Annotated in this window: 22 protein-coding genes; 8 read left to right on the forward strand and 14 right to left on the reverse strand. The window is 64.5% G+C overall.

The window, feature by feature from the left end; all coding sequences use genetic code 11:
- Positions 1-21 precede the first annotated feature (21 nt).
- From AC5RU9_RS03710 to AC5RU9_RS03735, 6 genes are all read right to left on the reverse strand, one after another.
- On the reverse strand, positions 22-747 hold the full coding sequence (locus AC5RU9_RS03710; protein ID WP_494015369.1) for a tyrosine-protein phosphatase: 726 nt from the start codon (positions 745-747) through the stop codon (positions 22-24).
- A gap of 73 nt (positions 748-820) precedes the next feature.
- Positions 821-1,423, reverse strand: coding sequence for a GNAT family N-acetyltransferase (locus tag AC5RU9_RS03715; protein WP_211713394.1), 603 nt, complete (start codon positions 1,421-1,423; stop codon positions 821-823).
- A 26-nt stretch (positions 1,424-1,449) separates the two neighbouring features.
- Positions 1,450-2,313 carry a 3-hydroxyacyl-CoA dehydrogenase family protein gene (locus AC5RU9_RS03720; protein WP_211713395.1) on the reverse strand — a complete coding sequence of 288 codons (864 nt, stop codon included), beginning with the start codon at positions 2,311-2,313 and terminating at the stop codon, positions 1,450-1,452.
- Positions 2,310-3,113 (reverse strand): enoyl-CoA hydratase/isomerase family protein, encoded by an 804-nt coding sequence (locus AC5RU9_RS03725; RefSeq protein WP_494015370.1) that lies wholly within the window; start codon positions 3,111-3,113, stop codon positions 2,310-2,312. The genes AC5RU9_RS03720 and AC5RU9_RS03725 overlap by 4 nt, the downstream gene beginning before the upstream one ends.
- Positions 3,113-4,339 (reverse strand): thiolase family protein, encoded by a 1,227-nt coding sequence (locus AC5RU9_RS03730; protein ID WP_494015371.1) that lies wholly within the window; start codon positions 4,337-4,339, stop codon positions 3,113-3,115. Before AC5RU9_RS03730 ends, AC5RU9_RS03725 begins: the two co-directional genes overlap by 1 nt.
- A gap of 130 nt (positions 4,340-4,469) precedes the next feature.
- Positions 4,470-5,126 carry a pentapeptide repeat-containing protein gene (locus AC5RU9_RS03735; RefSeq protein WP_494015372.1) on the reverse strand — a complete coding sequence of 219 codons (657 nt, stop codon included), beginning with the start codon at positions 5,124-5,126 and terminating at the stop codon, positions 4,470-4,472.
- Positions 5,127-5,374: 248 nt separating this feature from the next.
- Here AC5RU9_RS03735 and AC5RU9_RS03740 point away from each other — a divergent pair, with 248 nt between their 5' ends.
- On the forward strand, positions 5,375-6,100 hold the full coding sequence (locus AC5RU9_RS03740; RefSeq protein WP_494015373.1) for a dienelactone hydrolase family protein: 726 nt from the start codon (positions 5,375-5,377) through the stop codon (positions 6,098-6,100).
- A 105-nt stretch (positions 6,101-6,205) separates the two neighbouring features.
- Here AC5RU9_RS03740 and AC5RU9_RS03745 read toward each other — a convergent pair whose 3' ends face one another.
- A complete protein-coding gene (locus tag AC5RU9_RS03745) occupies positions 6,206-7,669 on the reverse strand; it encodes an amino acid permease (RefSeq protein ID WP_494015374.1) in 1,464 nt (487 codons plus the stop codon).
- A 230-nt stretch (positions 7,670-7,899) separates the two neighbouring features.
- Positions 7,900-9,597, reverse strand: a complete 1,698-nt coding sequence (locus tag AC5RU9_RS03750; RefSeq protein WP_494015375.1) for an ABC-F family ATP-binding cassette domain-containing protein — start codon at positions 9,595-9,597, stop codon at positions 7,900-7,902.
- A 231-nt stretch (positions 9,598-9,828) separates the two neighbouring features.
- Between AC5RU9_RS03750 and AC5RU9_RS03755 the strand changes: the two genes are divergently transcribed.
- From AC5RU9_RS03755 to AC5RU9_RS03775, 5 genes are all read left to right on the forward strand, one after another.
- Positions 9,829-11,079, forward strand: coding sequence for an Nramp family divalent metal transporter (locus AC5RU9_RS03755; RefSeq protein WP_494015376.1), 1,251 nt, complete (start codon positions 9,829-9,831; stop codon positions 11,077-11,079).
- A gap of 56 nt (positions 11,080-11,135) precedes the next feature.
- A complete protein-coding gene (locus tag AC5RU9_RS03760; protein WP_494015377.1) occupies positions 11,136-11,864 on the forward strand; it encodes a CPBP family intramembrane glutamic endopeptidase in 729 nt (242 codons plus the stop codon).
- Positions 11,865-11,909: 45 nt separating this feature from the next.
- A complete protein-coding gene (locus AC5RU9_RS03765) occupies positions 11,910-12,860 on the forward strand; it encodes a 1,4-dihydroxy-2-naphthoyl-CoA synthase (RefSeq protein WP_211713405.1) in 951 nt (316 codons plus the stop codon).
- Positions 12,861-12,869: 9 nt separating this feature from the next.
- On the forward strand, positions 12,870-14,009 hold the full coding sequence (locus AC5RU9_RS03770; RefSeq protein WP_494015378.1) for an AMP-binding protein: 1,140 nt from the start codon (positions 12,870-12,872) through the stop codon (positions 14,007-14,009).
- A 61-nt stretch (positions 14,010-14,070) separates the two neighbouring features.
- On the forward strand, positions 14,071-14,949 hold the full coding sequence (locus AC5RU9_RS03775) for a 1,4-dihydroxy-2-naphthoate polyprenyltransferase (RefSeq protein ID WP_211713407.1): 879 nt from the start codon (positions 14,071-14,073) through the stop codon (positions 14,947-14,949).
- Positions 14,950-15,011: 62 nt separating this feature from the next.
- Here AC5RU9_RS03775 and AC5RU9_RS03780 read toward each other — a convergent pair whose 3' ends face one another.
- Positions 15,012-15,323, reverse strand: a complete 312-nt coding sequence (locus AC5RU9_RS03780; RefSeq protein ID WP_211713408.1) for a DUF4229 domain-containing protein — start codon at positions 15,321-15,323, stop codon at positions 15,012-15,014.
- Between the two features lie 87 nt (positions 15,324-15,410).
- Between AC5RU9_RS03780 and AC5RU9_RS03785 the strand changes: the two genes are divergently transcribed.
- Both AC5RU9_RS03785 and AC5RU9_RS03790 read left to right on the forward strand, forming a co-directional pair.
- On the forward strand, positions 15,411-15,851 hold the full coding sequence (locus AC5RU9_RS03785) for a PLD nuclease N-terminal domain-containing protein (RefSeq protein WP_494015379.1): 441 nt from the start codon (positions 15,411-15,413) through the stop codon (positions 15,849-15,851).
- A 6-nt stretch (positions 15,852-15,857) separates the two neighbouring features.
- Entirely contained in the window at positions 15,858-16,460 is a 603-nt protein-coding gene (locus AC5RU9_RS03790) for a hypothetical protein (RefSeq protein ID WP_494015380.1), read from the forward strand.
- Here the strand turns inward: AC5RU9_RS03790 and AC5RU9_RS03795 are convergent.
- From AC5RU9_RS03795 to AC5RU9_RS03815, 5 genes are all read right to left on the reverse strand, one after another.
- The gene (locus tag AC5RU9_RS03795) at positions 16,441-17,916 is read right to left on the reverse strand and encodes a dynamin family protein (protein WP_494015381.1); all 1,476 of its coding nucleotides are present in this window, start codon (positions 17,914-17,916) and stop codon (positions 16,441-16,443) included. The two genes, AC5RU9_RS03790 and AC5RU9_RS03795, sit on opposite strands and share 20 nt — an antisense overlap.
- Complete coding sequence (locus tag AC5RU9_RS03800) at positions 17,913-19,778, reverse strand: dynamin family protein (protein WP_494015382.1); 1,866 nt, start codon at positions 19,776-19,778, stop codon at positions 17,913-17,915. The genes AC5RU9_RS03795 and AC5RU9_RS03800 overlap by 4 nt, the downstream gene beginning before the upstream one ends.
- A gap of 126 nt (positions 19,779-19,904) precedes the next feature.
- Positions 19,905-21,347: an IniB N-terminal domain-containing protein gene (locus tag AC5RU9_RS03805; RefSeq protein ID WP_494015383.1), complete on the reverse strand. Its 1,443-nt coding sequence runs from the start codon at positions 21,345-21,347 to the stop codon at positions 19,905-19,907.
- Positions 21,348-21,521: 174 nt separating this feature from the next.
- Positions 21,522-23,561 carry a LuxR C-terminal-related transcriptional regulator gene (locus tag AC5RU9_RS03810; protein ID WP_494015384.1) on the reverse strand — a complete coding sequence of 680 codons (2,040 nt, stop codon included), beginning with the start codon at positions 23,559-23,561 and terminating at the stop codon, positions 21,522-21,524.
- A 2-nt stretch (positions 23,562-23,563) separates the two neighbouring features.
- Positions 23,564-25,690 (reverse strand): Hsp70 family protein, encoded by a 2,127-nt coding sequence (locus AC5RU9_RS03815; RefSeq protein WP_494015385.1) that lies wholly within the window; start codon positions 25,688-25,690, stop codon positions 23,564-23,566.
- Between the last annotated feature and the right edge of the window lie 148 nt (positions 25,691-25,838).

The raw sequence follows: 25,838 nt of genomic DNA on the forward strand, positions 1-25,838 counted from the left end.
TCCATCCATTTCAGATATCAGTCAACTCTGCATGGTAGCAGCGTCGGTTGCTGCCAGCTTTGCGCGCACGGCAGCCAGCTCGGCCGGGGACACGCCATTGGCAGCCAGGAAGCCGGGAGCGTCGAGCCACTCAAGGAAAGCCCACAGGCTGGCCCGCCGGCGTGTTAACGTCGCTTCAAGTTCGGCCTCAGGCAGGTACGGGTCGTGGGCATGCGGAGCCCCGTGCGTGCGATGCCTCTCATTGATTCCCCGGGCAGCGAGCTCATAGCCGCTCACGATTTCCTCGTCACTGAATCCCGCCAGGCGCTGCAGCATGAGGGCGATCACACCGCTGCGGTCGCGTCCCGCCGAACAATGCACCACGACCTTGCCGGGCGAGGCCGCGATCGCTTTGAACACTGCTGCGACTTTCTCCGCGAAAAGCTGGAGGTAGTCGGCGTACTGGGCAGGGTCCTTCAGGTAGTGGCCGAACAGCTCGCTGAAGCGGCTATGGTCTGGATCCTCCGTGGGGCAATGTACGACGTCGATACGCGCCTTCACCTCGGGCGGCACCTCCGGATCGGTGTCGCGCGACGTCCGCTCACGTGCGGCGCGAAGATCGATCACGGTGCGGACGCCGTCGTCGTACATCTGCTGCCAACCGGCCTCGGTGACCCATTCGTGGCGACCCATCCTGTATACGTCACCAGCGATACGCCACGCGTTGACGGCGCCGTCCCAGTGGACGCTTTGGTGCGCTGAATCCATAAGTGCCAGCTAAGCACATTGGCGCCGAAGGGTTAGCTCCCGGGACTAAAGGCGTTCATTTACTGCCGGAAGCTCAGCCCTCGGCGCGGTACTTGGCCAGACGGAACTCCAGGCCGTTCCGCACCGCGGGCCACTCGTGCTCGAGGATGGAGAACACCACGGTGTCGCGCAGGGCTCCATCGGCGCTGCGTGAGTGGTTACGGAGCACGCCGTCCTGCTTTGCTCCGAGCCGGGCTATGGCCTCACGGGATTGCTGGTTCAGCCAGTGCGTGCGGAACTCCACTGCCGGGCAGCCGAGCGTTTCGAACGCGTGCCGCAGGAGCAGGAGCTTGGAGTCGGGATTGGTTCCGGTGCCGTGCGCCGACGCCGCGTTCCACGTGGAGCCGATCTCGACACGGGGTGTCACGGCGTCGATATTCATGTACGTCGTCATGCCGATGAGTTTGCCGGTGGCATTGGAGCGCGTAGCAAAGGGCACCATGGAACCCTTGGCCTGCAGGTCCAGACGCCGATCAATCTCAGCGGCCATACCTTCCGGAGCCGGAACGGAGGTGTACCAGAGCTTCCACAGTTCACCGTCGCGCGCGGCATCAACCAGCTGGTCATGGTGATCCACGCTAAGCGGTTCCAGCGTCACGAATTTTCCGGTCAGGGTGATGGGTTCGATTGAAGTCACCCGGCTAGCCTAACCGCCCGCGAGTGTTAGTCGTTCCAGTCGAAGAAGCCCTTGCCCGACTTGCGGCCGAGCTCGCCGCGCGCCACCTTGTCACGGAGGATCTGCGGAGGCGCAAAGCGGTCACCCAGCGTGGAGTGCAGGTACTCTGCAATGCCCAGACGCACATCCAAACCCACAATGTCAGTGGTCTTCAGCGGTCCCGTGGGGTGCTTGTAGCCCAGCACCATGGCGGCATCGATGTCCTCGGCGGACGCGACGCCCTCTTCCACCATGCGCATCGCTTCCAGTGCGATGGCCACCCCCAGCCTGGAGGACGCGAAGCCCGGCGCGTCGTTCACGACGACGGCGGTCTTGCCGAGTGCCTCGGTCCAGCTTTTCGCCGCTTCAGCCAGTTCGGGAGACGTTTCCTTGGCCAGCACCACTTCAATCAGGGTTGACGCGGGCACCGGGTTGAAGAAATGCAGTCCCACAAAGTGGGCGGGCCGGCGGAGTTCGTTTGCCAGGCCGGTGACGGACAGCGAGGAGGTGTTGGACGCCAGGAATGCGTCTGCGGACAGGTGCTCCTCCACGGCCTTAAGCGCGCTGACCTTGAGTTCGTAATCCTCGGGGACGGCCTCCACCACCAGGCCGCAGTGGATGAAGGAGGCGTAGTCCGTGGACGTGCTGAAGCGTGCCAACGCGGTTTCGGGTGCCTCGTCCAGGGTGCCACGGGCGGCGGATTTGGCCACGGCCTCGGCGACCCTGCTTTGGGCACCGGCGGCGGCCTCGTGGTCACGCTCAACGACGATCACAGTGGCGCCCTTGGTCAGGAAGGCGTGTGCGATGCCGGCTCCCATCCGGCCGCCGCCCAGGACTCCAACAACGTGCGGTAGGGCGGTAACGTCTGTCATTTCTGGGTCCTGTCGTGCGTGGGAGCGTCTGTGTTTTGCGAAGCTTTAGCCGATTTCTTGTCGAGGAACGCCTGCATCCTGTCGAACTTGGCCTGAGACTCGAAGAGGATGCCTTGGGCGAGGGTGTCGATCAACGGGTGGGCTTCCGCCGGGGCGTGGAACACGGACTTGGTGATGCGCACGGCCAGGGGATCCTGCCGACCGATCCTGTCTGCCAAGGCGTGGGCAGCGTCCATGAGCTCAGGTGCCTCGACGATGGCGGTGATGAGGTTGATCCGTAGGGCTTCCTCCGCCCGGAGGACCGCACCGGCCAGGAGAATCTCCTTGGCCTTGGGTTCACCCACAAGTTCCCTGAGCCGCCATGTGGCACCAGCCGCAGCCAGGATCCCCAGCCCCGTCTCGGGGTTTCCGATCCGGACGCTTGGAGTACCAATACGGAAGTCCGCGGCGTAAGCGAGTTCGGCACCGCCGCCCAGGCAGTATCCGTCCAGGGCCGCGATGACGGGCATGGGAAGTTTGGCGATGCGGACGAAGATCGTGGAGTTGATTCCCTGAAGGGCGTCGTCCCGTCGGCGTTCGCGCAGCTGGCCGATGTCGGCACCTGAGGCAAACACGCCGTCCGTGCCGGCAATGATCAGTACCTTCGGGTTCCGTTCGAGCTCGGCACAAACCAAATGAAGCTCGTCCACCATCTGCTGGTCGATTGCGTTGCGGACCTCGGGACGGTTCAACAGGACGGTGAGTCGATCTTCGCGCTCCTCTACAAGGAGGGTGGAGAAGTCTTCCGGGTTCAGTGCCATTACACGCCTTCCAGCAGCATCGCAGTTCCCTGCCCGACGCCGATGCACATGGTCGCCAAGCCCAGCTTTGGCCCGGTCGCGGAGGCGAGTTCGCGCTTTATGCGGCCCAAGAGCGTGATGGCGATACGCGAGCCGCTTGAGCCGAGCGGGTGTCCCAGGCTGATGGCCCCGCCGTCGTTGTTCACAATGTCCGGGTCCAGTCCAAGGCGACGCATGCTCGCCAGGGACTGGGTGGCAAAAGCTTCGTTCAGTTCCACGGCGCCAAGCTGGCCCACTGTCAGGCCAGTGCGTGCCAGGACCTTCTGGGTGGCCGGGACCGGGCCGATTCCCATGATTTCGGGCTCGCAGCCGGCCGATGCTCCGTCAACGATGCGAGCGCGGGGTGTCAGGCCGAACTTCTTGATCGCGGCTTCGGATGCAACGATGATCGCTGAGGCGCCGTCATTCAGGGTGGACGAGTTGCCGGCTGTCACCACGGAGCCACCCGGCACGACGGGCCGAAGCCCCGCCAGGACATCCATGCTGGTACCCAACCTGGGACCTTCGTCGGTGTCCACCACGGTCTCTGCCTTGCGGGTCTTGACTGTCACCGGAACGATCTCGTCCTTGAACCGGCCTCCGGCGATCGCAGCCAGTGCGCGTTCGTGCGAGCGGACCGCGAAAGCATCGGCGTCCTCGCGGGAGATGTTGTCCACGCGGCCCACTTCCTCTGCCGTCTCCGGCATGGAGTAGGTCATCTTGCCGTCGCGGGAGAGCTCGCCCTTGGTGAAGAGCGGGTTGGCGAATCGCCAGCCGATGGAGGTGTCGAAGATTTGGCCGGGCTTGGCGAAAGCCGTGGTGGGCTTCTCCTGGACCCACGGTGCGCGGCTCATGGACTCGACGCCACCGGCCACCACGATGTCCGCGGCACCCGACTTGATCATCTGGCTGGCCATGATGATGGCACTCAGGCCCGAAGCGCACAGCCGGTTCACCGTGATGCCCGGGATGTGGAGGGGAAGTCCGGCCAGAATGGTTGCCATGCGGGCGACGTTGCGGTTTTCCTCGCCGGCGCCGTTGGCGTTTCCGAGGATGACCTCGTCGATGGAGTCAGGATCGACGCCGGCACGCGCCACTGCTTCCCGGACCACCAACGCTGCGAGGTCGTCGGGACGGACGGAGGACAGAGCCCCACCGTAGCGACCTACAGGCGTACGGGCGCCGCCAACAAGAAAAGCCTCGACCATGAGAACATCCTTCGCGAATTGAAAGGGACCGGCCCGGGAATAATATACCGACCGTTCGTTCTATAAAGATTACACGGCCTGGCGGGACGGTCAACAGATGAAGCTCCCCTGCCGGCCATCCCGCAACCGCTCAAATCACCCGGATCCCCAAGTGGCCCGCCAAAAGCGGCGCCATGAGGCTCAGCTGATAATCGTCAATGACCACACCAGCCAGACCGGCCAGGCCGTTGACTCCGCGGAACTCAGAAGTCCGCAAATCCACGTCCTTCAGCTTGGCGCCGGTGACATCCAGGGTGCCAATGGTGCAGTTCTTCAATGCCACCCGGGTCCCGGTGCAGCCACCGAGGTCCAACTCATTGATGATGCAGTCGGAAATTTGGACATCCATGAGCTTGGAGCCGCGCAGGTTCACGTAATCCAGCTTGCCGCCGTCGATGCGAACCGAGCGCCAGTTACCTTCGTAGAGTTCGGCGGAACCCCAGCGGGGGTTGCTGATCTCCACGTCCTGCCACGATGAGCGCGCAGCCATGAAAACAGGTGCGTAGGGTTCGGCCAGGATGCACTCCCGGAACGTGGCACCACGCAATTGGGCCTCGTTGAAGGACACACTGTTGAACTCGCACTCGATGAAATCGGCGCCGCTCAGTTCTTCTCCCTCCGCAGAGACGCGGGTGAGCCGGACGCCGTCGTACCTTTCACCCCGCTGCCAGTCCGGGGCGTCGTCGTCGCGAAGTTCGTCCAATCGCACCGGGGAAATCTTCGGGGCCGCGACCTTTGCCGCCGGCATCAGAGGGATTCCCGCGTGGGGGTCGAGGACTCTTCCGGAGAGTGCGACTTACCGGGCCAAACCCTCGATGGTCCGGCGGTCATGTGCTGCGTCAGTGTGGTGCGTTGTTCCATGCTTCGAGCCTATCCCCGGGTGCCGACAAAGATCGCCGTCCGGGACGGCCCGGCCTTGCCTGAACGGTGCCGATGGCGAAAACTGGCCTCAGCCGGCGCACTCCATGCCGCTGGAAGCACAGCGAAAGGCCACCCATGGTCACCATCGATTTGAGCGCGAAGAGCCAGGCCTCGGGAGGTTCTTCCGCGCTGAAGGGATATTTGGCCGAGCCCGACGGGGTGGGGCCGTTTCCCGGAGTGGTGATGATCCACGAGGCCTTCGGACTGGACGATGTGATGCGTCGCCAGGCGGATCGGCTGGCAGCAGCGGGGTACTTGACCCTCGCGGTGGATCTTTACAGCGACGGCGGTCCACGGCGCTGCCTCGTCGCGACCATGCGCTCTCTGGGTTCCGGGGAAGGCCGCGCTTTCATCGATGTAGCTACCGCCAGGGCATGGCTGCGGGAGGATGCGAAGTGCACGGGAAAGGTGGGCCTCATTGGTTTCTGCATGGGCGGTGCTTTCGCGCTGATGGCCGCCAACGACGGTTTCGACGCAGCATCCGTGAACTATGGCCAATTGCCGCGGGACCTGCCTGGCGCCCTCGAAGGCGCTTGCCCGATGGTCGCGAATTACGGCGGCAAGGATCGGACCCTGCCGGGAGCCGCCGCCAAGTTGGAGTCGGCGCTCACCAATCTGGGAATTGAGCACGACGTCAAGGAATTTCCGACGGCGGGCCACGCCTTCATGAACGACGCCCCCGTGGGACCGAAAGTGCTACGTCCCCTGATGCGGGTTTTGGGAATCAAACCCGATCCCGCCGCCGCGCCGGAAGCGTGGCGCCGAATCGAGGACCATTTCGCGAAGCACCTGGCCGACTGAACATACAACCAAAACCACAAACGACGGCGGGCGCCGCCTGGGGTGAACTGGTCACCCAAGGCGGCACCCGCCGTCGTGCGTTAAGAACCGCTTGAAACGAGGGAGTTAGCTGAAGAGCTCACTCTTGGGCTCGTTGTTCTTGACCTTCTGCCAGCCCAGCCAAAGGATCAGGGCGAAGAAAGGAATGGTTGCCAGGGTCCACAGGCCCAGCAGGAAGACCTCGCCGGTCTCCTTGTTGGTCATGGAGTCGAAACCGATCAGCACGGTAATGGCCAGCAGTGCGATCAGGCCCAACCAGCTGGTCCACGGCGAACCGGGCATCGGCAGGCTGGAGACCTTTCCGCGCTTCTTCCGCAGGGCGATCTGGCTGGCAAAGATGGAGCCCCAAGTGAAGATCACGCCGATGGATGCGGTGTTCAGGGCGAGGTCGAACGCGTGCGAGCCACCCAGCCAGATGTTGAGCAGGATGCCTACGAGGTAGACGGCGCCGATGGCCAGGATGGCCGCGTACGGCACGTGGCGGCTGGACATCTTGGTGAGCCACTGCGGCGCGTGACCGTTGTTTGCCATGGTGCGGAAAATTCGGCCGATCGAGTACAGGCCCGAATTGCAGGAAGACAGGGCAGCGGTGATGACGATCATGTTCATCACATCGCCCATCCAGCCCAGGCCCATCTGCCCGAACACGGTAACGAACGGCGAGGTGCCGGCCACGTACTGGTCGGACGGGAGCAGCATCGCGAGGAGGGTCACGGAACCGACATAGAAGACCACAATACGGATCACGACGGCGCGGATCGCCTTGGGGACTTCGCGTTCCGGGTTTTCCATCTCGCCAGCGGTAATGCCGACCAGTTCGATGGCGTTGTAAGCGAAGATCACGGCGTTGAGGACCAGGATCATCACCAGGCCGCCCTTGGGGAACATGCCGCCGTCTTCGTGGAACAGGTTGGCAACGGACGCGTGTCCCTGGCCCACCTTGGCGTTGGTAACAACCATGAACGTGCCGACAGCCAGGAAGATCACGATGGCCGCGACCTTGAGGCAGGATGCCCAGAATTCGAACTCACCGAATGCCTTGACGCTGAACAGGTTCACGGCAACCAGCAGAACCAGCGCTGCAATGGCGGACAGTTCAATGGGCACGTTCGGGAAGAAGAACTGGAAGTAGAGGCCGATCGCGATGAGCTCCGCGATGCCTGTCATGGCCCAGTTGATGAAGTACATCCACCCGGAAAGGTAGGCGCCCTTCTTGCCGAACATTTCGCCGGCGTAGCTCACGAAAGAGCCGGACGTCTGGCGGTACATGATGAGTTCGCCAAGGGCGCGCATCAGCAGGTAAGCGATGACGCCGGCGATGGCGTAGGAGAAGATCAGGGCCGGGCCGGTGGAGGCCAGGCGGCCACCGGCACCCATGAAGAGGCCGACGCCGATGGCGCCACCCATGGCGATCATGGTGACGTGGCGGCGGCTCAGGGTCTTCTGGTAACCCTCAGCGCTGAGGGTCGAGCCCGCGGCTGCGGATGAGGCCTTGGGGCTCTGGAGATCTGTGGGAGTACTTTGCGGCACAGCTGTTCCTTGTGGGTCGGGGTGTTGCTGTAGGGGTTTTCGCCCAGTGCCGGAACACGGGCGGCTTTGGCACACATAATTCGAGCTTTCCCGCTTTGGGGATCACGAAGTGTGACAAAGAACGCAGAACGCCGAAGCTTCGCGCAACCCGTCCATCTTACGGGATTAACCGGAATGCCCGTGACGCAGGCAACAACACCCGGCCGCGGAAGGCGAGCGCGGGGTCATCGCTACAGGAGGAAGCCGTCGGCCATCCGCCGGCGTACCCAGCTTCCGGCGCCTGCACTGGCGCCTGCCGCGGGACGGGCGCAACGGTCGAACCACTCCCCCAGCGCGCGGTCATGGCTGACGATCACCACGGTTCCCGCGAACGAAGCCAGCGCGGCCTCGAGTTGCTCCACGAGCACGGGCGCCAAGTGGTTGGTGGGCTCGTCGACAATCATCGTTTCGTAACCGCCGAGGAGCAGGCGGGCGAGGGCGAGCCTGCGTTGTTGCCCCGCGGACAAACTGCCGACAGGGACGTGGAACTCCGCGGGACGGAACAGGCCCAGCCGCAGGAGTCCCTCGGCGTGTTCGTCGATATTTCCGCCCAAGCCAGCGGCGAATGCGGGCAACAACCGCAAACCAGGCCTTGGGGGCACGTGGAGCTCCTGCTGCAGGTACCCCACAGAGCCGTTGACGGCCACGGTGCCCGTGGCAGGCTCAAGGTTCCCCGTCAGGACTGAGAGCAGCGTCGATTTGCCTGCGCCGTTTGGACCCGTGATCAGCACTTTCTGGCCAGCGTCCACCGAGAAATCGGTGGGCTGGAGACGTCCCGGAACGCTGATGCTGCGGGCTTTCACCGCCGGTTCGGACGCCTCAACAGCCACCGTCTCAACAGCCACCGCGCCGGAGGGTGCTGCAGTCTTCAGGGGTGCCGCCAAGGTCAGGGGCACCGGCGGGCGGTCCACGGGATTCTCTTCCAACCGGCGGAGCCGCTCCTGCGCGTTGCGGACCTTGCTGGCAGCAGCGCTCTGCCAGGTTCCGGTCTTGAAGCCGAAAGCCATCTTGTCGTTGTCGCGCTTCCGGCCGTAGCCCATGCCGTCGGCCACGGTGGCAGCCTGAAGTCGCTCCGCCGCCATGGCGTCGAGCCAGCCCTCATACTGCTGAACCCAACGGGCACGCTCGGCCGCCTTTTCGCGGAGGTAGCCGTCGTACCCACTGCCGTAGCGGTTCACAGAGCGGCGCTCAGCGTCCACCTCGACGATGGTGGTGGCCACTTTGCGCAGCAGGACACGGTCGTGGGACACCACCACCACGGTTCCGCGATGAGCGGCCAGCCGCGATTCAAGCCAGGTGGTCCCCTCCGCGTCCAGATGGTTGGTGGGCTCATCCAGCAGCAGGGCCTCGGCCGGATCGGCAAGCAGGCAGGCCAGCGCAACCCGCTCCTGCTCGCCTCCTGACAAAGATCCAAGCGTTCGACGGCGGTCCAAGCCTCCCAGCCCAAGCTTGTCCAGCGCTGCTTCCACGCGCGACTCGGCCGCGTACCCTTCGCGGAGCTGGTACTCCGTCTGCAGGCTTCCGTAGAGTTCCAGGGCATCGGGATCAGCGTCGGCGAGGTCGCGCTCAAGCCCGGCGATGCGATCCTCGAGGTCGCGGAGTGCACCAAGGGAGGTATCGATGACCTCCCCTACGGTCAGCGATTCGGGGAACCCGTGGGTTTGCGCAAGGTAACCAACGCGGTAGCCGGAGTCACCGGCCAAACCGGCAGCGCCGTCGTCGGGCGTCTCCACGCCTGAGAGCAGGCGGAGCAGTGTGGACTTTCCTGCGCCGTTCTCGCCCACAATTGCCACGTGCTCGCCGTGATCAATCACGAGCTCGGCATTGTTGAGAAGTTCGCGGTCCCCATAGCCATGGGAAACGCCGGAAAGGTAAAGGTGGTCAGTCAAGAGGGATCCTCGCAAGTCCGCAGCGGTTGGCAGATAGCCATGTGGGCACTGGGATGCAGCCGAAAGTGGGCTGCGCTCAAGACTTCATCGCTCCAGCCTGCCGGGCGTTCCGCTTCGAGTCAAGCGGCGGCCCTCCGAAAAGACCACAATGGGTGGCCTAAATAATACTTTTCGGTACGCCTAACTTTCGGTTATCCTCGTATCAGAGCACCCCCAACGATGAGGACCACCATGGCTGCACCAACCCTGCAAACACGCGTCACGCCCGGCAAGGTCTGGTCCCGTCTGCTGCTGTTGGGTCCGGCTTTCGTGGCTGCGATCGCCTACGTGGATCCGGGAAATGTAGCTGCAAATCTTACTGCTGGTGCCAACTACGGATACTTGCTGGTGTGGGTCCTGGTGGCCGCCAACGCCATGGCCGTACTGGTGCAGTACCAGTCAGCCAAGCTCGGCCTGGCTACGGGACTGAGCCTGCCCGAAATCCTGGGACAGCGGCTGGGCACAAAACGCAGGCGCCTGTACTGGGCGCAGGCCGAGATTGTTGCCGGAGCTACCGACATGGCCGAGGTAATCGGCGGTGCCGTGGCCCTCAACCTGCTGTTCGGGCTGCCGCTGCTGGCGGGCGGTGTGATCGTCGGCATCGCATCCATGCTGCTGCTGGCCTTGCAGTCACGGCGGGGGCAACAGTCCTTTGAATACGCCATCCTGGTTCTCCTCGGAATCATTGCCGTGGGGTTTGTCTCGGGGTTGTTCGTGAATCCGCCTGATGCCGGAAGCGCGCTGGGCGGCTTGCTTCCACGATTCGAAGGCCCGGACACGGTACTCCTGGCGGCAAGTATGTTGGGGGCCACCGTGATGCCCCACGCGATCTACCTTCACTCTGCACTGGCCCGGGACCGGCACGGCTTCTCCGAGGACCCCTTGGTCCGGACCCGACTGATCCGGACCACCCGGGTGGACGTCGTTGGCGCTTTGCTGCTCGCCGGCATCGTCAACATCTCCATGTTGCTGCTGGCAGCCTCCAGCCTGCGCGGCATCGAAGGAACGGACACCATCGCCGGAGCGCACGCTGCCGTCACCGCAGCCCTGGGCCCCACCATTGGAGTCGTGTTCGCCGTTGGGCTGCTGGCCTCCGGACTGGCATCGACGTCCGTGGGCTGCTATGCCGGTGCAACCATCATGGGTGGGCTGCTGAAGGTCAAGATCCCACTGCTGGCTCGCCGCGTCATTACCCTAATTCCCGCACTGGTCATCCTGGGAGCCGGAATTGAGCCGACACTCGCGCTGGTCCTCAGCCAGGTGCTGCTCAGTTTCGGCATCCCCTTCGCGTTGATCCCGTTGATCCGCTTGACCGGCAAGCGTGAAGTGATGGGAATCCACGCGGATTCCCTTCCCCTGAAGATTGCCGGCTGGACCAGTGCCACCCTGATTGTGGGGCTGAACTGCGTGCTCATAGCCCTGACCCTTGGCGGCCAGTCCTGACGCCATTCCCGCCGTGCGGGATGAAAATCGCCAAACGGCAAAGCTAGTCTGGTCATATGGGCACCATCACCAGCAAGGCACGTTTGTACAGATTTACCGCACTCGATGCCTTGGCTGTGGCCGCATACTTGGGATTCACCATCTACTTCACGGTCGCTGGCGGCAGCGTCGAACGGCTGATGCTTCAACTGTTCCACGACCCGGCCACGGCGTCCTACGCCGTCAACGCCCTCTTTTATGCCGGCGTCGGAATATTCGCGATAGCGTCCGCTTGGCGTGTAGCCGGCCGAGACCTCAGGATTCTTGGCACCCGGCCGTGGTTCACGTTGGGGATGGTCCCGCTGGCCATCGTAGTGATGCTTATCCTGACGGCGATCCTGGTCGCGGCGTTGGGAACCGCCGAAACCTCGGAAAACCAGCTGGGTATCCAGGGCCTGCTGCAGCATGTGCCGGCATGGCTCATGGTTCCGCTCCTGGTGTTGCTGGGCCCGTTTGTTGAGGAATACCTGTTCAGGCACCTGCTGATCGGCAAGTTGTCCCGGTACGTCAACATCTGGCTCTGTTGCATCATCTCCGTGCTAGTGTTCGCATCCATCCACGTGATTGGCCGGGAAGGACTGGTGCTTTCCGCTCTCGCGCCCTATCTGGGCATGGCCGTGGTGCTGGTGGCCGTATATGTGTGGACCGGAAAGAACCTGATGTTTTCCTACTTTGTCCATGCAGCCAAGAACCTCATGGCCGTGGTCCTTATCTACGCCGTCCCGCCCGAGCTCCTCCCCAACTAGGACCACGAGTTCTGCATCGGCTAGCGCCATTACTAGACTCGGACTGTGAACAACCAACTCCCTGCCAAGGTTTCCGACGTCTTCGACCCCTCACGCTGGCGCACAGTGTCCGGCTTCGATGACTTCAAGGACATGACCTACCACCGGCAGGTTGAGCGATCGGCGGACGGCACGGCCAAGGACCTCCCCACGGTCCGGATCGCCTTTAACCGTCCCGAGGTCCGCAATGCGTTCCGTCCCGGCACCGTGGATGAGCTCTACCGGGCCATGGACCACGCCCGCATGACGCCCGACGTCGCCACGGTCCTCCTCACAGGCAACGGGCCTTCCGAAAAGGACGGCGGGCACTCGTTCTGCTCCGGCGGTGACCAGCGAATCCGCGGGCGGGACGGCTACCGGTATGCCGAGGGTGACACACAGGAGACCATCGACCCCGCCCGTGCCGGCCGGCTCCACATCCTCGAAGTCCAGCGGCTGATGCGCACCATGCCCAAGGTGGTCATCGCCGTCGTCAACGGTTGGGCAGCCGGCGGAGGCCACTCCCTGCACGTGGTCAGCGACCTCACCATCGCCTCCCGCGAGCACGGCAAGTTCAAGCAGACCGACGCCACAGTGGGAAGTTTCGACGCCGGATACGGTTCGGCGCTGCTGGCGCGCCAGATCGGGCAGAAAGCCGCGCGCGAGATCTTCTTCCTGGCCCGCGAATATTCCGCCGACGACATGGTCCGGATGGGCGCGGTCAACGAAGCCGTTGAACACCACCGCCTCGAGGAAGTGGCCCTGGAGTACGCGGCGGACATCGCCCGCCAATCCCCGCAGGCCATCCGCATGCTCAAGTTCGCCTTCAACCTGGCCGACGACGGCCTGGCCGGGCAGCAGGTCTTCGCCGGTGAAGCCACCCGACTGGCCTACATGACGGATGAGGCCGTGGAGGGTAAGGAAGCGTTCCTCCAGAAACGCGACCCCGACTGGTCCAACTTCCCCTACTACTTCTAGGACCCACCCGTGGACATCGATCCCGTACTCAAAGCACTCGCCGCTGCCCTGCATGGCGAGGGTCCCGCCGTCGAAATCGTCACCCGAGAAGACGGCGGGCTTGCAGCGGTCCCGGTTGAGACCGGCGTCGAGGACGCAGCCGTGGTGGTCCGCACTTCCGGGTCCACCGGGGCGCCCAAGGCCACGGTCCTGACCGTTGACGCCCTCGCAGCGTCCTCCGTATCCACGGCAATGGCGCTTCGCGGCGAAGGCCAGTGGCTGCTGGCCCTGCCCCTGCAGTACGTGGCCGGTGTCCAGGTCCTGGTTCGCTCGCTGTACGCCGGTACGCGTCCGTGGGTGATGGACCAGTCGAACGGTTTCACGCCCGAGGCCTTCACCGCCGCAGCCGAGGAACTCACTGACAAAATCCGCTTCACGTCCCTGGTACCTACCCAGCTGCAACGGCTTTTGGACTCCCCGGCACCGGAAACGCTCGCCGTGCTGCGCCGCTTCAACGCGATCCTGCTGGGCGGGGCGCCCGCCTCGCCGGACCTCCTCGCAACCGCCCACGCTGAAGGCCTCAACGTGGTCACCACGTACGGCTCAGCCGAGACCTGCGGCGGGTGCGTCTACGACGGCGAGCCGCTGGACGGCGTCGAGGTCCGCATCGGTGAGGGCGAGCTGGAAGGCCGCATCCTCCTCGGTGGCGACACCGTGGCGGCGGGATACCTGGACGCTGCCCGTGCCTCCAAGGCGGCGTTCTTCGAAGAGGACGGCGTCCGCTGGTACGTCACCGGCGATCTTGGCGAACTGGGCGACGACGGCAAACTCACCGTGCTGGGCCGCGCCGACGACGTCATTATCACCGGCGGGATCAAAGCCTCCGCTTCGTACATCCAAAGCAAGCTCGAAGCGCTCGACGGCGTGAACGCGGCTTTCGTGGCCGGCGTTCCGTCGCGCGAGTGGGGGCAGGCCGTCGCGGCATACGTTGCCGTGGCTGATCCTTCGCCCGAGGGTGTGAAGGGATTCTCCGCCCACCGCACGGAAGCGCTGGGTGTCCTGGCGCCCAAGACGGTGTTCGCTGACAAGGAATTGCCCCTGCTGGCGAACGGAAAACCGGACCGCATGGCCATGATTGAACTGCTTTCCAAGCTGCATCAGGGACAATAGACACGTTCTTACCCCACACCCCTGACTAACGATCAACCGCGAAATACACGAGGTACTACACGTGGCGACAGCTGCACAATGGATTCAAGGAGCCCGGCTCCGCACACTGCCCGCGGCCATCGCGCCCGTCCTCATCGGTTCGGCAGCGGCGTACGAGCTCCAGTCGTTCCGGCTGCCGAACGCGATCCTGGCGGCGCTCGTTGCCCTGCTGCTTCAAATTGGCGTCAACTACGCAAACGACTACTCCGATGGCATCCGCGGCACAGATGAGGACCGCGTTGGTCCGCTGAGGCTGGTTGGTTCGGGCGCGGCCAAACCTGAACAAGTGAAGTGGGCCGCCTTCGGCCTCTTCGGTGCGGCGATGGTGTGTGGCCTGATCCTGGTGATCATCACGCAGTCCTGGTGGCTGATCCTGGTAGGCATCGGCTGTGTCCTGGCAGCGTGGGGCTACACGGGCGGCAAGAACCCCTACGGCTACATGGGCCTGGGCGACGTGTTCGTGTTCGTCTTCTTCGGACTGGTAGCGACCCTCGGCACCACGTACACACAGGCCGGCCAGGTCAGCCTCGCCGCCGTGATCGGTGCGATAGGAACGGGCCTCATCGCCTGTGCGCTGCTGATGGCCAATAACGTCAGGGACATTCCCACGGATACGGTAGCGGGTAAGAGGACCCTGGCTGTACGGCTTGGGGACCGGCACGCACGCGAGAGCTACGTCCTGATGCTGGGTGTGGCCATCCTTCTGGTGGTGGTCCTCGCGCCCACCAAGCCATGGATGCTGATCGTGTTGTTGCTGATCCCCGCATGCCTCATGCCGGCGTGGCTCATGATCAACGGCAAGAAGCGCAAGAGCCTCATTCCGGTGCTCAAGCAGACCGGCCTGATCAACCTTGGCTACAGCCTGCTGTTCTCGCTGGGCCTGATCCTCACCCGCATCTGAGTCCATGTACAGCTAACGCCCCTAAAACGCGGTTTCAGGGGCGTTAAGCTGTTTAAAAACTCCTATTTGGAGCCGGGGCGCTTGTCGTTGTTGACTGCGATATCCGGGTTCTGCTCAACGAGTCCGTCCTCGGCCGCTGCATCCTCGACCTCCCCGGCGGTCCGGATGGGCTTGGCCCGCCCGGAGAACCTTTCGCGCATGGACGCCGTAGCAGCGTCACGCTGCTTCTGGAAGAAGAGGTAGCTGATGGCGAAAGCAATCAGCCCGGCGAAGATGACCGCCAGGAACCAGCCCACCCCCAAAAAGACGAAGAGCACGAACAACGGCGCGAACAGCGCCAGACGGATGAGGGAATACTTCAGGAAAGCCACCATCCAAGTTTAGCCGTCCAGATGGTTGCACTCTGATCACGGCCAAAAGTGGGCATCCGGTGAATGCCCTGCGGCGACTAGACTTGGTGCATGCCCCGCGTTATAGGTGTCGTCGTAGTCCTGGTCATCTTCGTCTATGCCCTGGTGGATGTCATCCGCACGGACCGTCACCAGACCCGCGGCATCTCCAAAACCGCCTGGATCATTGTGATGATCCTCCTGCCGCTGCTGGGCGCAGTCCTCTGGTTCATCTTCGGACGCCCCTACGGCAGGCCCGCCGCGCAGCCCAGCCGGCGCCAGCCCACCGCCCCTGACGACGACCCCGAATTCCTCCGAAACCTGGAAACCCGCCGCCGGAACCAGGCAGAAGATGAGCGCCTGAAGAAGCTCAAAGCTGAACTGGAAGCCAAGGAGCGCAAAGCCGGAGAGAATCCCTCCGACGGCAAGAACAAGGGCGCAAAACCAGGGTTCAACGCCGGTGAGGCCAAGCACGGCGAGCCGGATCCGCATGATACCGACGAGCTGAAGTAGGCAAACATGGCCCAGCAAGCTGATGGTTCACGGCAGTCACCTTCCACCACACCATCAGCCAGCGGGCCGACAGCACTACCCGCACCGCCACCCCGCCCTGGGATCTCCCTGTCCAGCGCGCCGCCGATAGCCGCAGTTACCAAGCCTCCCACCTTTGCCCGGGTCTCCCGCTCGCTGTGGGTGGCGAGCTTCCTGGCCGGTCTTGGCGTCGTGGTGACAGGCTTCCTGAGCCGTGATTCGCACTTCGACCGGCTGAAGGGCGTCATCGGAACCATGGTCCCGGACGGTGACGCGACAGCGGTGGACGGTGCCACCGCCGTCGTATTCCTTGGAAGCCTCGCCATGCTGGCGCTGGTGATGGTCATGGAAGCCGTCCTCCTGGCTGTCCTCTTCAAACGCCGCTTGTGGGCGCGATGGGCCATGGCTCCGGTGGTCCTCTTGCACGCGATCGTCACCGTCATCACCAGGGATTTCGTGGTGGCTCCAGGCTCTGAAGGCGTCTTGGCGACACTGCTGCTGGCGGCCCAGTTTGTCCTGGCAGCAGCGGGCCTGATCCTGCTTTTCCTTCCGTCCACTACATCGTGGCTGCTCAGCGAACGGCGACGGTAGAGGCCATCATCCCCTCGCAGCTGCGCATCACCACGCGGCATGCATCCACTGCCTGCGGCTCGGTCAAAGGGTTTTCCGCGGTCAGCCGCCAACGGTAAAGGCTGGCCCTTGCTGTTTCGTTGATCAGGCGGTCGTCTGCGTCCCGGGCAAGGCCAAGCCGCAGCGCACTGCTGCTGCCACGCCCGCCGAGCAGCCGTTCCGCTTCGGCCGATGCCTCGGGTCCCAGGCCAACCCCGCCCGTCCTCAAGGCTGCCAGGAGCTTCAACTCGCGGAACTCGTGGGCACCTGCATAAAGCCGCTCCAACGCTGCCTCCAACGGTGCCGCACACTCCTTCGGCGCACCGCTCACCAGGGCTTCCACACCCACGACGGCGGCACGGGCCTTCAGTGCGTCGGCTCGCGTCTGGAAGAGATGCGAGACAGTGTCGAGCAGTTGGCCAAGACCGCTGCGCCGCGCCAGTTCATGGGCGAGTTCGCCGGGGTTGTTGGTCCCGCCGCGGATGAGGGCTACACCGAGGCGGATGCCAAACAAGCCGAACCTGTTCACCAGGGAGGACTTCGTGGCCGGGTCTAGTCCCGCAGCTCCGGTACCGCGAATAAAACGGTCCGCGGACAGCATCAGCCTTTCCCGTGGATTCCTTTCCATGTGGGCAAGCAATTGCAGGGCCTCGAAATCCGATTGGCGCATGGTCCTGGAGCTTTGCGCGAGCAGGCCTGCCACAGGAACTACTCCCAAAGCCAAGGGCCTCAGGTTGTGGTCCTTGCTGTATCTGTCGGCGATCACGGCCGCGGAGATCAACGAATCAATCCTCCCGGCTCCGATTTCATCGGCCCTGGAGAGCACGGCCAGGGCATTGACCGTCCCGGACTGGCCCGCCGCGGTGTCTTTGAACGACTCAAGGAACCTGACGTCAGAGGCGTGCAGGTGCCGCATGAGGTAGATGACAGCATCAGCAGCCGATGGCGAATCCTCGGGAAGCAGAAAGGCCAGGGACCGCCCGGAAACATCCTGGGACAGGGAGGCAATGCCTGGCGTATCTATCAGTGTGAGATCACGCAGGCTGGCGGCCGGCCAGTCCACCACCAACCGTTCCACATCCTCAGGCCGGACGTCACCCAGGGTAAAGACCAGCCGGCCGTCCTCACGCGTGACCGGAAGTCCCTTCGGCTCGCCTACGAAAGGGTGGAGGGTGATCCTTGGGGTGTGGCCGAAGCGGTACCAGGTGACAATCCGGGTGCACTCCCCCGCATCGGTGGGCGCTATCTCTTCGCCGATGATCGCGTTGAGGAGGGTTGATTTGCCGGCTTTGACCATTCCGGCCACGGCAATGCGAAGCGGCCCGGCAAGCCTGCCCTCCAGGTCGTCCAGAACGGCGAGGGCGGCGGCGTCGTCATGGAAGACCTCCCGGGCCTGCCGAAGCAGCTCCGTCGCACCCGCAATGCCGGACTGCATCATCCGGCGGGGACCGTGGACGGCGTTGGCTGGGGATCGGCGCTCCGGTCCTGCAACTGCTGGGCGCCCGAGCTGAGGGCGTCGACGGTCCTAAGTTGATTCCTGATCTCCTTGATGCGCATGTCACGCTCCACGGCGTAGGTGGCCGCAGCTTTCTGAGCGGCGGCAACAGATTCCGTCAGGGAACGGTGATGCTCTTCGGCGATGTCGGTGAAATGGTCGCGGGTGGCCCGCTGGACCATCCGCAGCCTGTCCTTCAGCTGCTTGCCCACCTGGAAGACAACGTCGTCCACCTGCTTACGGACCAGCATCTTGGCTTCGGCCTGGCGCCGTTTGAGTCGGGCCTCCTGTTCTTCGCGGTAGGCCTTCCTGCCCAGCATGAGACCCGCTCCCACGGAAAGCGGATTGATCAGTGCAAGGCCGAAAAGCCCGGTCAGCAGCCCGAACATCAGGACGCCGCCATAGGACCCACGCATCCCGATCAGGATCTTTTGGAGCGGACCCATGCGGCCATCTTCCATCTGCTGGATGTCTGCCACCGGGTCCAGCACTCCGCCCGTGTCGGCGACCTGCAAAGCGGGCAGCGCCACCTCTTCTTCGGAGAAGTGTTCGGCCACTTGGCCAGCCAGCCATTGTGCCCTTTCGCTGGTCCACACGAAGGTATCCGAAACCGCGGCGGCGGTACTTTGCTCCAACCATTTGGTGAACTGCTCCCATGCTGGTCCGGGGTCGCCTTGGTCGATGGCGGCTTCGGCTTCGCGTTGGATCCTGCGAAGCCTGTCCTTCAGGTCGTACTCCATGTCCGCGATGAGGTCCCCAATCCCATCGTTGAGGGTGATCTGCCAACGCGCCGACCGTTTCCGGAGGGCATCGGCATCCTCTTTCGCCGCTTTCAGGCCGGCGATCATTTGCGGTGTGCCTTCCGGATTCTCCAAGGCGCCGAGCTCGGACTGCAGAGCAAGCCTCAGGTGGTCGGTCACGGAGAGGACATCGTGGGCGACAGAGCGGCGTTGCAGCCGGGCCGCCTCGCCCACGATGTTGGTGCGAAGGTGTGATATCAGCGCAGGGAATCCCGATTCTTCGTTGAGTTCTGTGTCCTGGAGCCTCGCTGCCTGCAGCCGGAGTTCTGAAGAGACAGGGAACAACGGAATTCCTGGGCCGACAGCTTCCAGGTGGCCTTTGTCCAAGTCAGCGATTTGTCGCCAGCTGGGATAAAGGTCGGTTTTGGAGAGCACGCAGAGGACGTTGGGGCTGACCCGCATTGCTTGGTGGAGGAACCGTATTTCCGGCTCCGTGTATTCCTGCGAGGCATCGGACACGAACACCATGGCGTGGGCAGATGGCAGCGCCGTCAGGGTGGTGAGCGTGTGGGACGAGCCCAGCCCGCCGACACCCGGGGAATCAACCAAGGTGAGACCGCCCGCAAGCAGCTTGCGGGGAAGTGCTACTTCGGCCGCCACGATGTTCTTGGCGTTTCCCGGGTTTCCCTTTTCGGAAACATAGTCTGCAAGCTCATCGAGCCCGATCGGTTGCCGCTCCACGGGGGCTTCTTGTCCGCTGTCGGTTTCCGTGGCGCTCCCGCCGTGGCGCGGCACAAGGACAACGGCCGACGCCGGATCCCCCTGCCGTACGACGGTTGGGACAGTTGTTGCGATGTCGTCGTCCACCGGGCAGACCGGGGCGTTGACCATGGCGTTGATCAGCTGGCTTTTGCCTTGCTTGAATTCGCCAACCACTATCACGCGGACGCTGGGGTCCCGGAGCCGCTCCAGGGTGTTTTCCAGGCGTCGCCTGAGGTCGTTCCGTTCCCCCACGACGGCAATGCCTTGCTCCACCAGCGTGGTCATACGTACTGTTTCCGCCACAAATTCGTCCTTTGCTCTGCCCCCTTGGACGGGAGGCCACGAAGTGCCCGGCAGGTGTGTACAACCTGCCGGGCACTGCCCGGGGACTTCGCGGTGCAGCGTTCGCTGCGCCGTTTGGTGCTCTGGTTACTGGTCGATGTCCACGTCGTTCTTGGCGACGACGATCGAGTCGTCGATGTCGTTGTACTCGACATCGAGGTCGTTGTCGGCGATGACCGTGTTGTCCTCGACGTTGGTGTAGTCCACGTCCACGTCGCCCACTGTGGTTGAGTTGTCCTCGGTGTAGGTCAACTCGTTGTCCTGCACCACCAGCGAGTCGTTGATCACCTGGACATCCTCCACGTCCACATCAACGTCGGTGGAGTTGAAGGAGTCCGCCACGTTGACGGAGTTGTTCGAGTTATCCGTGTTCGTGGTTGTGTTGGTCGTGGTATTGGTCGTCGTCGTCGTCGAGTTGTCCGTGTTGAAGGAGTCCTCGATTTCGACATCGATGTCCGCGTCAACGTCTACGGAGTTGTCCTGCGAATTGTCGTTGAACGAATCCGAGATGTTGTTCGTGGTGGTGTGAACCGAGTTGTCGGTCTCCTCGTTGAACGAGTCCTCGATATCGACATCCACGTCCACGTCGGTGTTGTAGGAATCGTCGGTGTTGTAGGAATCCTTCGTCACCGAGTGATCGTCGTTGAACGAGTCCCTGACGTCGATGTCCGTGTTGCCCACTTCAACGTCGCCGTCGCCGGACTCCGTGATGTTGACCGAGTTGTCCGTGGAGTGGTCATCGTTGTTGGTGGTCGTGGTGGTGGTCGTCGTGTTTCCGGAGTCCCTGACGTCCCCGCCGGCTGCGATAGCCCCATCTCCCGAAGCAGTCACGGCGTCCTGGTTGAAGAACTGCGTGACGTCGCCATCGGCCCAGATGTTCTGGTTGACCGACTGGTCGGTGATGGTGTCGCGGTCGTCGATGTTGGTGGTGTACGAGTAGTTATTCACCACGTGGATCAGCTGCTGGACAGCGTGTGCGTGATCATCGTAGTCATCGCCCCCGCCATGCCCGCCGCCGTCGTGCTCATGGTCGTCGCCACCATCGTGGCCGTCCCAGCCACCGCCGGTTCCGCCGTGCCCGCCGCCGTCGTGCTCGTGGTCGTCGCCACCATCGTGGCCGTCCCAACCACCACCGGCACCGCCATGCCCGCCGCCGTCGTGCTCATGGTCGTCGCCACCATCGTGGCCATCCCAACCACCGCCGGCACCGCCATGCCTGCCGCCGTCGTGCTCATGGTCATCGTTACCGGCATTGTGGGGGCGTCCGCCGCCTTGGCCGCCGCCTTCCCAGCCGCCGGCGGAAGCATGGTTGCCGCCAGTGTTGTATTCGCGGTCGAACGAGGAGCGTGCGTTGATGGGTGCGTAGTCCAGGACCACGGGCCGGGCGGCGTCGACATCTGCCGAGGAGACGTGCCGCAGGCCGGCTGCGGACAAGGCCGCTTCCGGGTTACGTACAAACTCTTCGGCTGCGTCAGGATCGTTGAACAGGCTCATCAGGAACTGCACGAGCTGTTGTGCGAGTGTAGGCATTGGAGTGCTCCCTCAAATTCTGTGGTGGGTGGTAAATGGCCCGGCGCCTTTGCCGGGCTCCCACTCAACGTATGGCCCGGGCCAGGGGCGGGGCATCGGGGCCGGTCCCCCTACCGGCCACCCCACCGTTAGGGGATCCGGGGATTCCCGTTAGGGGGTGGAGGGGGCGCCCGGTCACGGAGGTGGGTACCCCTCCCCCAAGGCCAGCCGGAGCCGGACCAGCAGTTCGGAACGGTTGTCGGCCCCCAATCGACGGCGCATCCGGGCTACGTGGTGCTCCGCGGTGCGGGGCGAGATATAGATGGCTTCACCGATTTCCCGATACGTCTTGCCCTCCAGGAGCAACCGCCCCACTTCCCGTTCACGGGCGCTCAGCCCTGAAGCGTCGGGCAGGCCGGGGACCTCCACCGCATCAGGCAGGGGTGCGCTTGGGTTCTGGGGCCGGGCAGCTTCCACCCCTTCGGAGGGCCCCGCAGTGGTGGTTGCACCCTGCGGGTGAATATCCCGGGCGCAGGCCAGCAGCCGGACCATGTCGCGCCGTTCGTCGGCGTGCGCGGCGGCGTGGCCCGCTAACCTTGCTCCTTCCCAGGGCATCCCTACCGCGGCCAGCCCGCGGGCCGCCGTTTCGACGTCGGACGCTTCGAACCGGCTGGCCAGCACGGAAACCCAGGCCTTTCCGCCAGCGGCGAGGACGGAGGCAAGATGGCTATGCTCGGATGCGCGCACCAAAGCGGCAGCGTGTGGGGCCAGTTCGGCGGGGCTTTCGCCCAGCAATGCGGCCTGCACCCCAGCCCAGTGCAGGGGAACCGACCACAAAGGCGGGTTCCCCAACCGGCCCAACAACTCCCACGCACCGTCCATGTAGGGCGAGATTCGTCGCGTTTCCCGAAGCCTCGCTGCGGCGATGGCCAATTCCCCCCAAGGCAGCAGGCTGTAAAGATCGACGGACACGTGCATCATCGCCTCACGGGCCCGGTCCCAGGCAAGCACCAGTTGGTGCACTTCGCTGCCTCGCCGTGCCAGGGCCACGTCCAGTGCAGCGAGCAGGAATGTGTCCCGCGGCGCCAGAGGCCAATGGTTGGCCTTGATGGCCTCGTTGATGGCCAGGCGTGCTTCGTCGGGGTTGTCCTGTTGCATTGAACACCATGCCTGAAGCAGGAAAAGCCTGGGCCGGCTGGCATCTCCACCCTGGCCGGCGGCGATAGCGGCGCTGAGCACCGTGTCCGCCACGGCGGGTTCCCCACTGTGGATTGCACAGAGAGCCGCCAAGGCGGCAGGGGTCTCCGGCAGGGGAATCGATGCGCCCGCGGCGTTCATCATGTCAGAAGCCCGGATGAGTTCGGGCAGCGCGCGTTGCGGTTCCTGCCCCAGGGTCTGCCTGAGCCCCTGGTGGGTCAACGTCAGCGCCACCGCCAGGAGCGTGGGTGAACCGGCCTCTGGTGCGGCGGCCAGGAGTTGCTCAGCCCCCGTTGCATCACCGGCGCCGATCATGGCCACAGCCGCCAGCGGCGCGGAATCGGCGATCCTGTCAGGGCCTACCCACCTGTAAGTGTCTGCGCTGCGGGCCAGCATGCCCCGATGCGCCCACACGGCAGCAGCAACGTCCACACCCAGGCGCAGCCCGGGGGGCTCGGGCAGGGCCAGAAGCCTGTCCACGATTCTTCCGGCAGCGTCCAGGTTACCGGTAGCCGCAGCCGCTTGGGCCCGCCGCGCGGCGGTGGGAAGATCCGGGGCGCCGGCGAGGAGTGCCTCGGCAAAGAGATCGGCTGCCAGTTGGGGATCGGCCTCCAGCACCTCGTCCGCCCACCGTTCCAGCTCCCCTGCCACTCGGGGGTCCTTCAACCCACTCCGGGCCAGGTCCCGGGCAACCTCACCCAAGAGCCTCTCCTCCTGCAGGATCTTCCCTACCAGTTCCCGCTGCAGGGCACGGAGTTGCGGCCTGGGAACGCTGTTCAACAGGGCGTATTGGACCGTCCCCACTACGGTTCCATCCGGGGAGAGCAGCCCCGCATCCTTGCCGGCCGCCACGGCTTCTTCGAGCCCGTCACGGTTTTCCAAATCATCCGGCAGCGGTCCGGGCAGCGTGAACCCTACCGCCAATGCCAGGAGCAGCTCCCGGAGCACCGCATTGTGGCCACCCAGGATCGCATCGGGCCGATCCGGAGTTGCATCCTTGCTGGTGTTGGTTCGGAAAGTATGGTCTGGCCCCGTCATGCCTAAGTCACCGAGGTCGACGCGTTATCCAAACTCGGGCTGTTTTCCGTGGTCGAGGGCGGCGGGACAGGTGTTGGGTCGGTTATGGGTGCGGGATCCTGCGTTGGGGCTGGATCAGCCAGCGGCGCGGTTGGTTCGGGAGACGGCGGCGCAGGGTTTGGCGCAGGTGGAGGAGTCACTGGATCCGGAGCCGGCGGCGGCGTCACTGGGTCCGGCGCAGGTGGAGGAGTCACTGGATCCGGAGCCGGCGGCGGGGTCCCGGGGTCCGTGGCTGGGGGCGGGGTCCCTGGGTCCGTGACCGGTGGCGGCGTCCCTGGAGCGGTTGCGGGCGGAGGTGTTGGGCCACTCGCCGCCCCTCCGGGCTCCGTGGGCGTGGAGGGTATGCCGGTTCCCGGCGTCGTGCCGGGTGTCGTGCCGGTTCCCGGCGTCGTGCCGGTTCCCGGTGTGGTGGGAGTACTGCCGGTCCCGGGCGCCGCACCGGTTCCCGGAGTGGTCGGCGGAGTGCCAATGGTCCCGCCAGCGGCTGCTCCGGCCTGACCCGGAGCCCTGGCCGACGTGCCGGGGCTGGTTCCGGCCGGTCCGTTCGCTACCGAACCGCGTCCTGTCCCGGTGGCCTGCTGCGCCGGGTTTCGTCCCGCACCGGTTCCAGCCCGGGTGACGCCAGTGCGTGCACTGGCTTCGAGTCCCGTCGCCGGTCCCCCCGCCACCGGAGCAGCGGCTGCAGCGTCGCCACCCGCTGCACCGTCACGTGCCCCGGAAACCTGGGCGCCGCCGTCGCGCATGACGTCGGCGGCTTGGGTCCCGAACATCGATGCGAGCAGTCCGTTGCCGTCAGGGCTCTGGGCAGCAGTCGCCGTGGCAATGGTCAGCGCCGTGGCGGCGGCAGCGGCGGCCGCTGCCAACCGGGCGCGGGGGCGCGGCGCGTGCCTGCCGGGACGTGCAGCTGCCGCCTTCACCACGTCAGTACCGGGGACACGGGTGATGACGCGCGGCCGCGCGACCACTGGTTCCTGGCGGATTACAGCCGCTGCGTGGGCCGCAGCGTCAGCCACCTGGGTGAGCCCTGCCAGCGCGGCACCGCGGCAGATGGATGACTTGGGATCGGCGTCCACCGCTATGGGGCGTCCCAATTCAACGGAAATCAACTCGGCCACGAGCGGAATGCGCGAGGAGCCTCCGATCAGCAGCACCGCGCTAAGGTCCTGTGGCTCAAGATGGTTGCTCAGCAGGCTGCGCTCCAGCGCGTCCACGGTCTCGCGGAGGGGCTGTTCGATCATTGCCTCGAACTCGGAACGGACCAACCGAACCGACTGCTGTGTCCCGGGAAGCGCCACGGCAACGCTGGCTTCGCTGTCCATGGACAGTGCTTCCTTGGCTTCCCGGCATTCCCGCCGCAGCCGCGAAAGGGCGGCCAGGGTCTCCGGCGATGTGGGGTCCAGACCCTCACCGGCGCTCCCGAGGTGCTGCATCACGTGCCGCAAAACAGCGGCGTCGAAATCGGCGCCGCCAAGTGTTTCTATACCGGCCGGCCGCCCGAGGAGTTCAAACTTCCCAGCCCCCGCCTTGCGCAGGATGGCTGTGTCAAAAGTGCCACCGCCAAGGTCGTACACGGCAATGACGCTGCCGTCCTCCACCCGGGTCTGGGAGGCGTAGTGCAGTGCGGCCGCTTCAGGCTCGCTGAGCAACGTCACCGCTTTAAGGCCCGCGACATTCAACGCGGCCAGCACCAAGGACGTGCGGTGCTCACCCCAGGCCGCCGGGTGCGTCATGAGGATCGACGACGGCGAACTTCCCTCGCGCTCTTTGGCGCGGTCCACCACCCACCGGGCCATGGAGGCGTAGACGTCTTCCGGCGCCACCCAGTGGTCCCCCACGGACAGGGGGACGGAATCCCCGATCCGTCGCTTGAACTCCCGGACCATCCGCTGGGGGTCGTCCAGTCCACGCCGTTCGGCGGGTTCTCCCACCAAAACCCGGCCGTCGTCGGCGTAGTAAAGCACGGAGGGCACGGCGCTGCCGTGCAATCCCAGGGGAAGGATTTCCGGTGGTGGTACTGGCCCCTGGTGGGGCCTGGCCAGTGCTGCTGCGGTAAAACTTGTCCCGACGTCAATGGCGAGAACATAGCTCATGGCTACCTCGAAAGTTCACATGGCACCGCGCTGCGGTCTTCATCACAAGCGGGTCCTGAACAAGTTAGCACCTGCTAAGCACGTGCAAAAGGCTCAGTTGCTACATCGATTTGTTGATTTCGAGGCCGACGCCGGACATCCTGTGTAT

This window comes from Arthrobacter sp. B0316-5-4 (genome assembly GCF_059090325.1).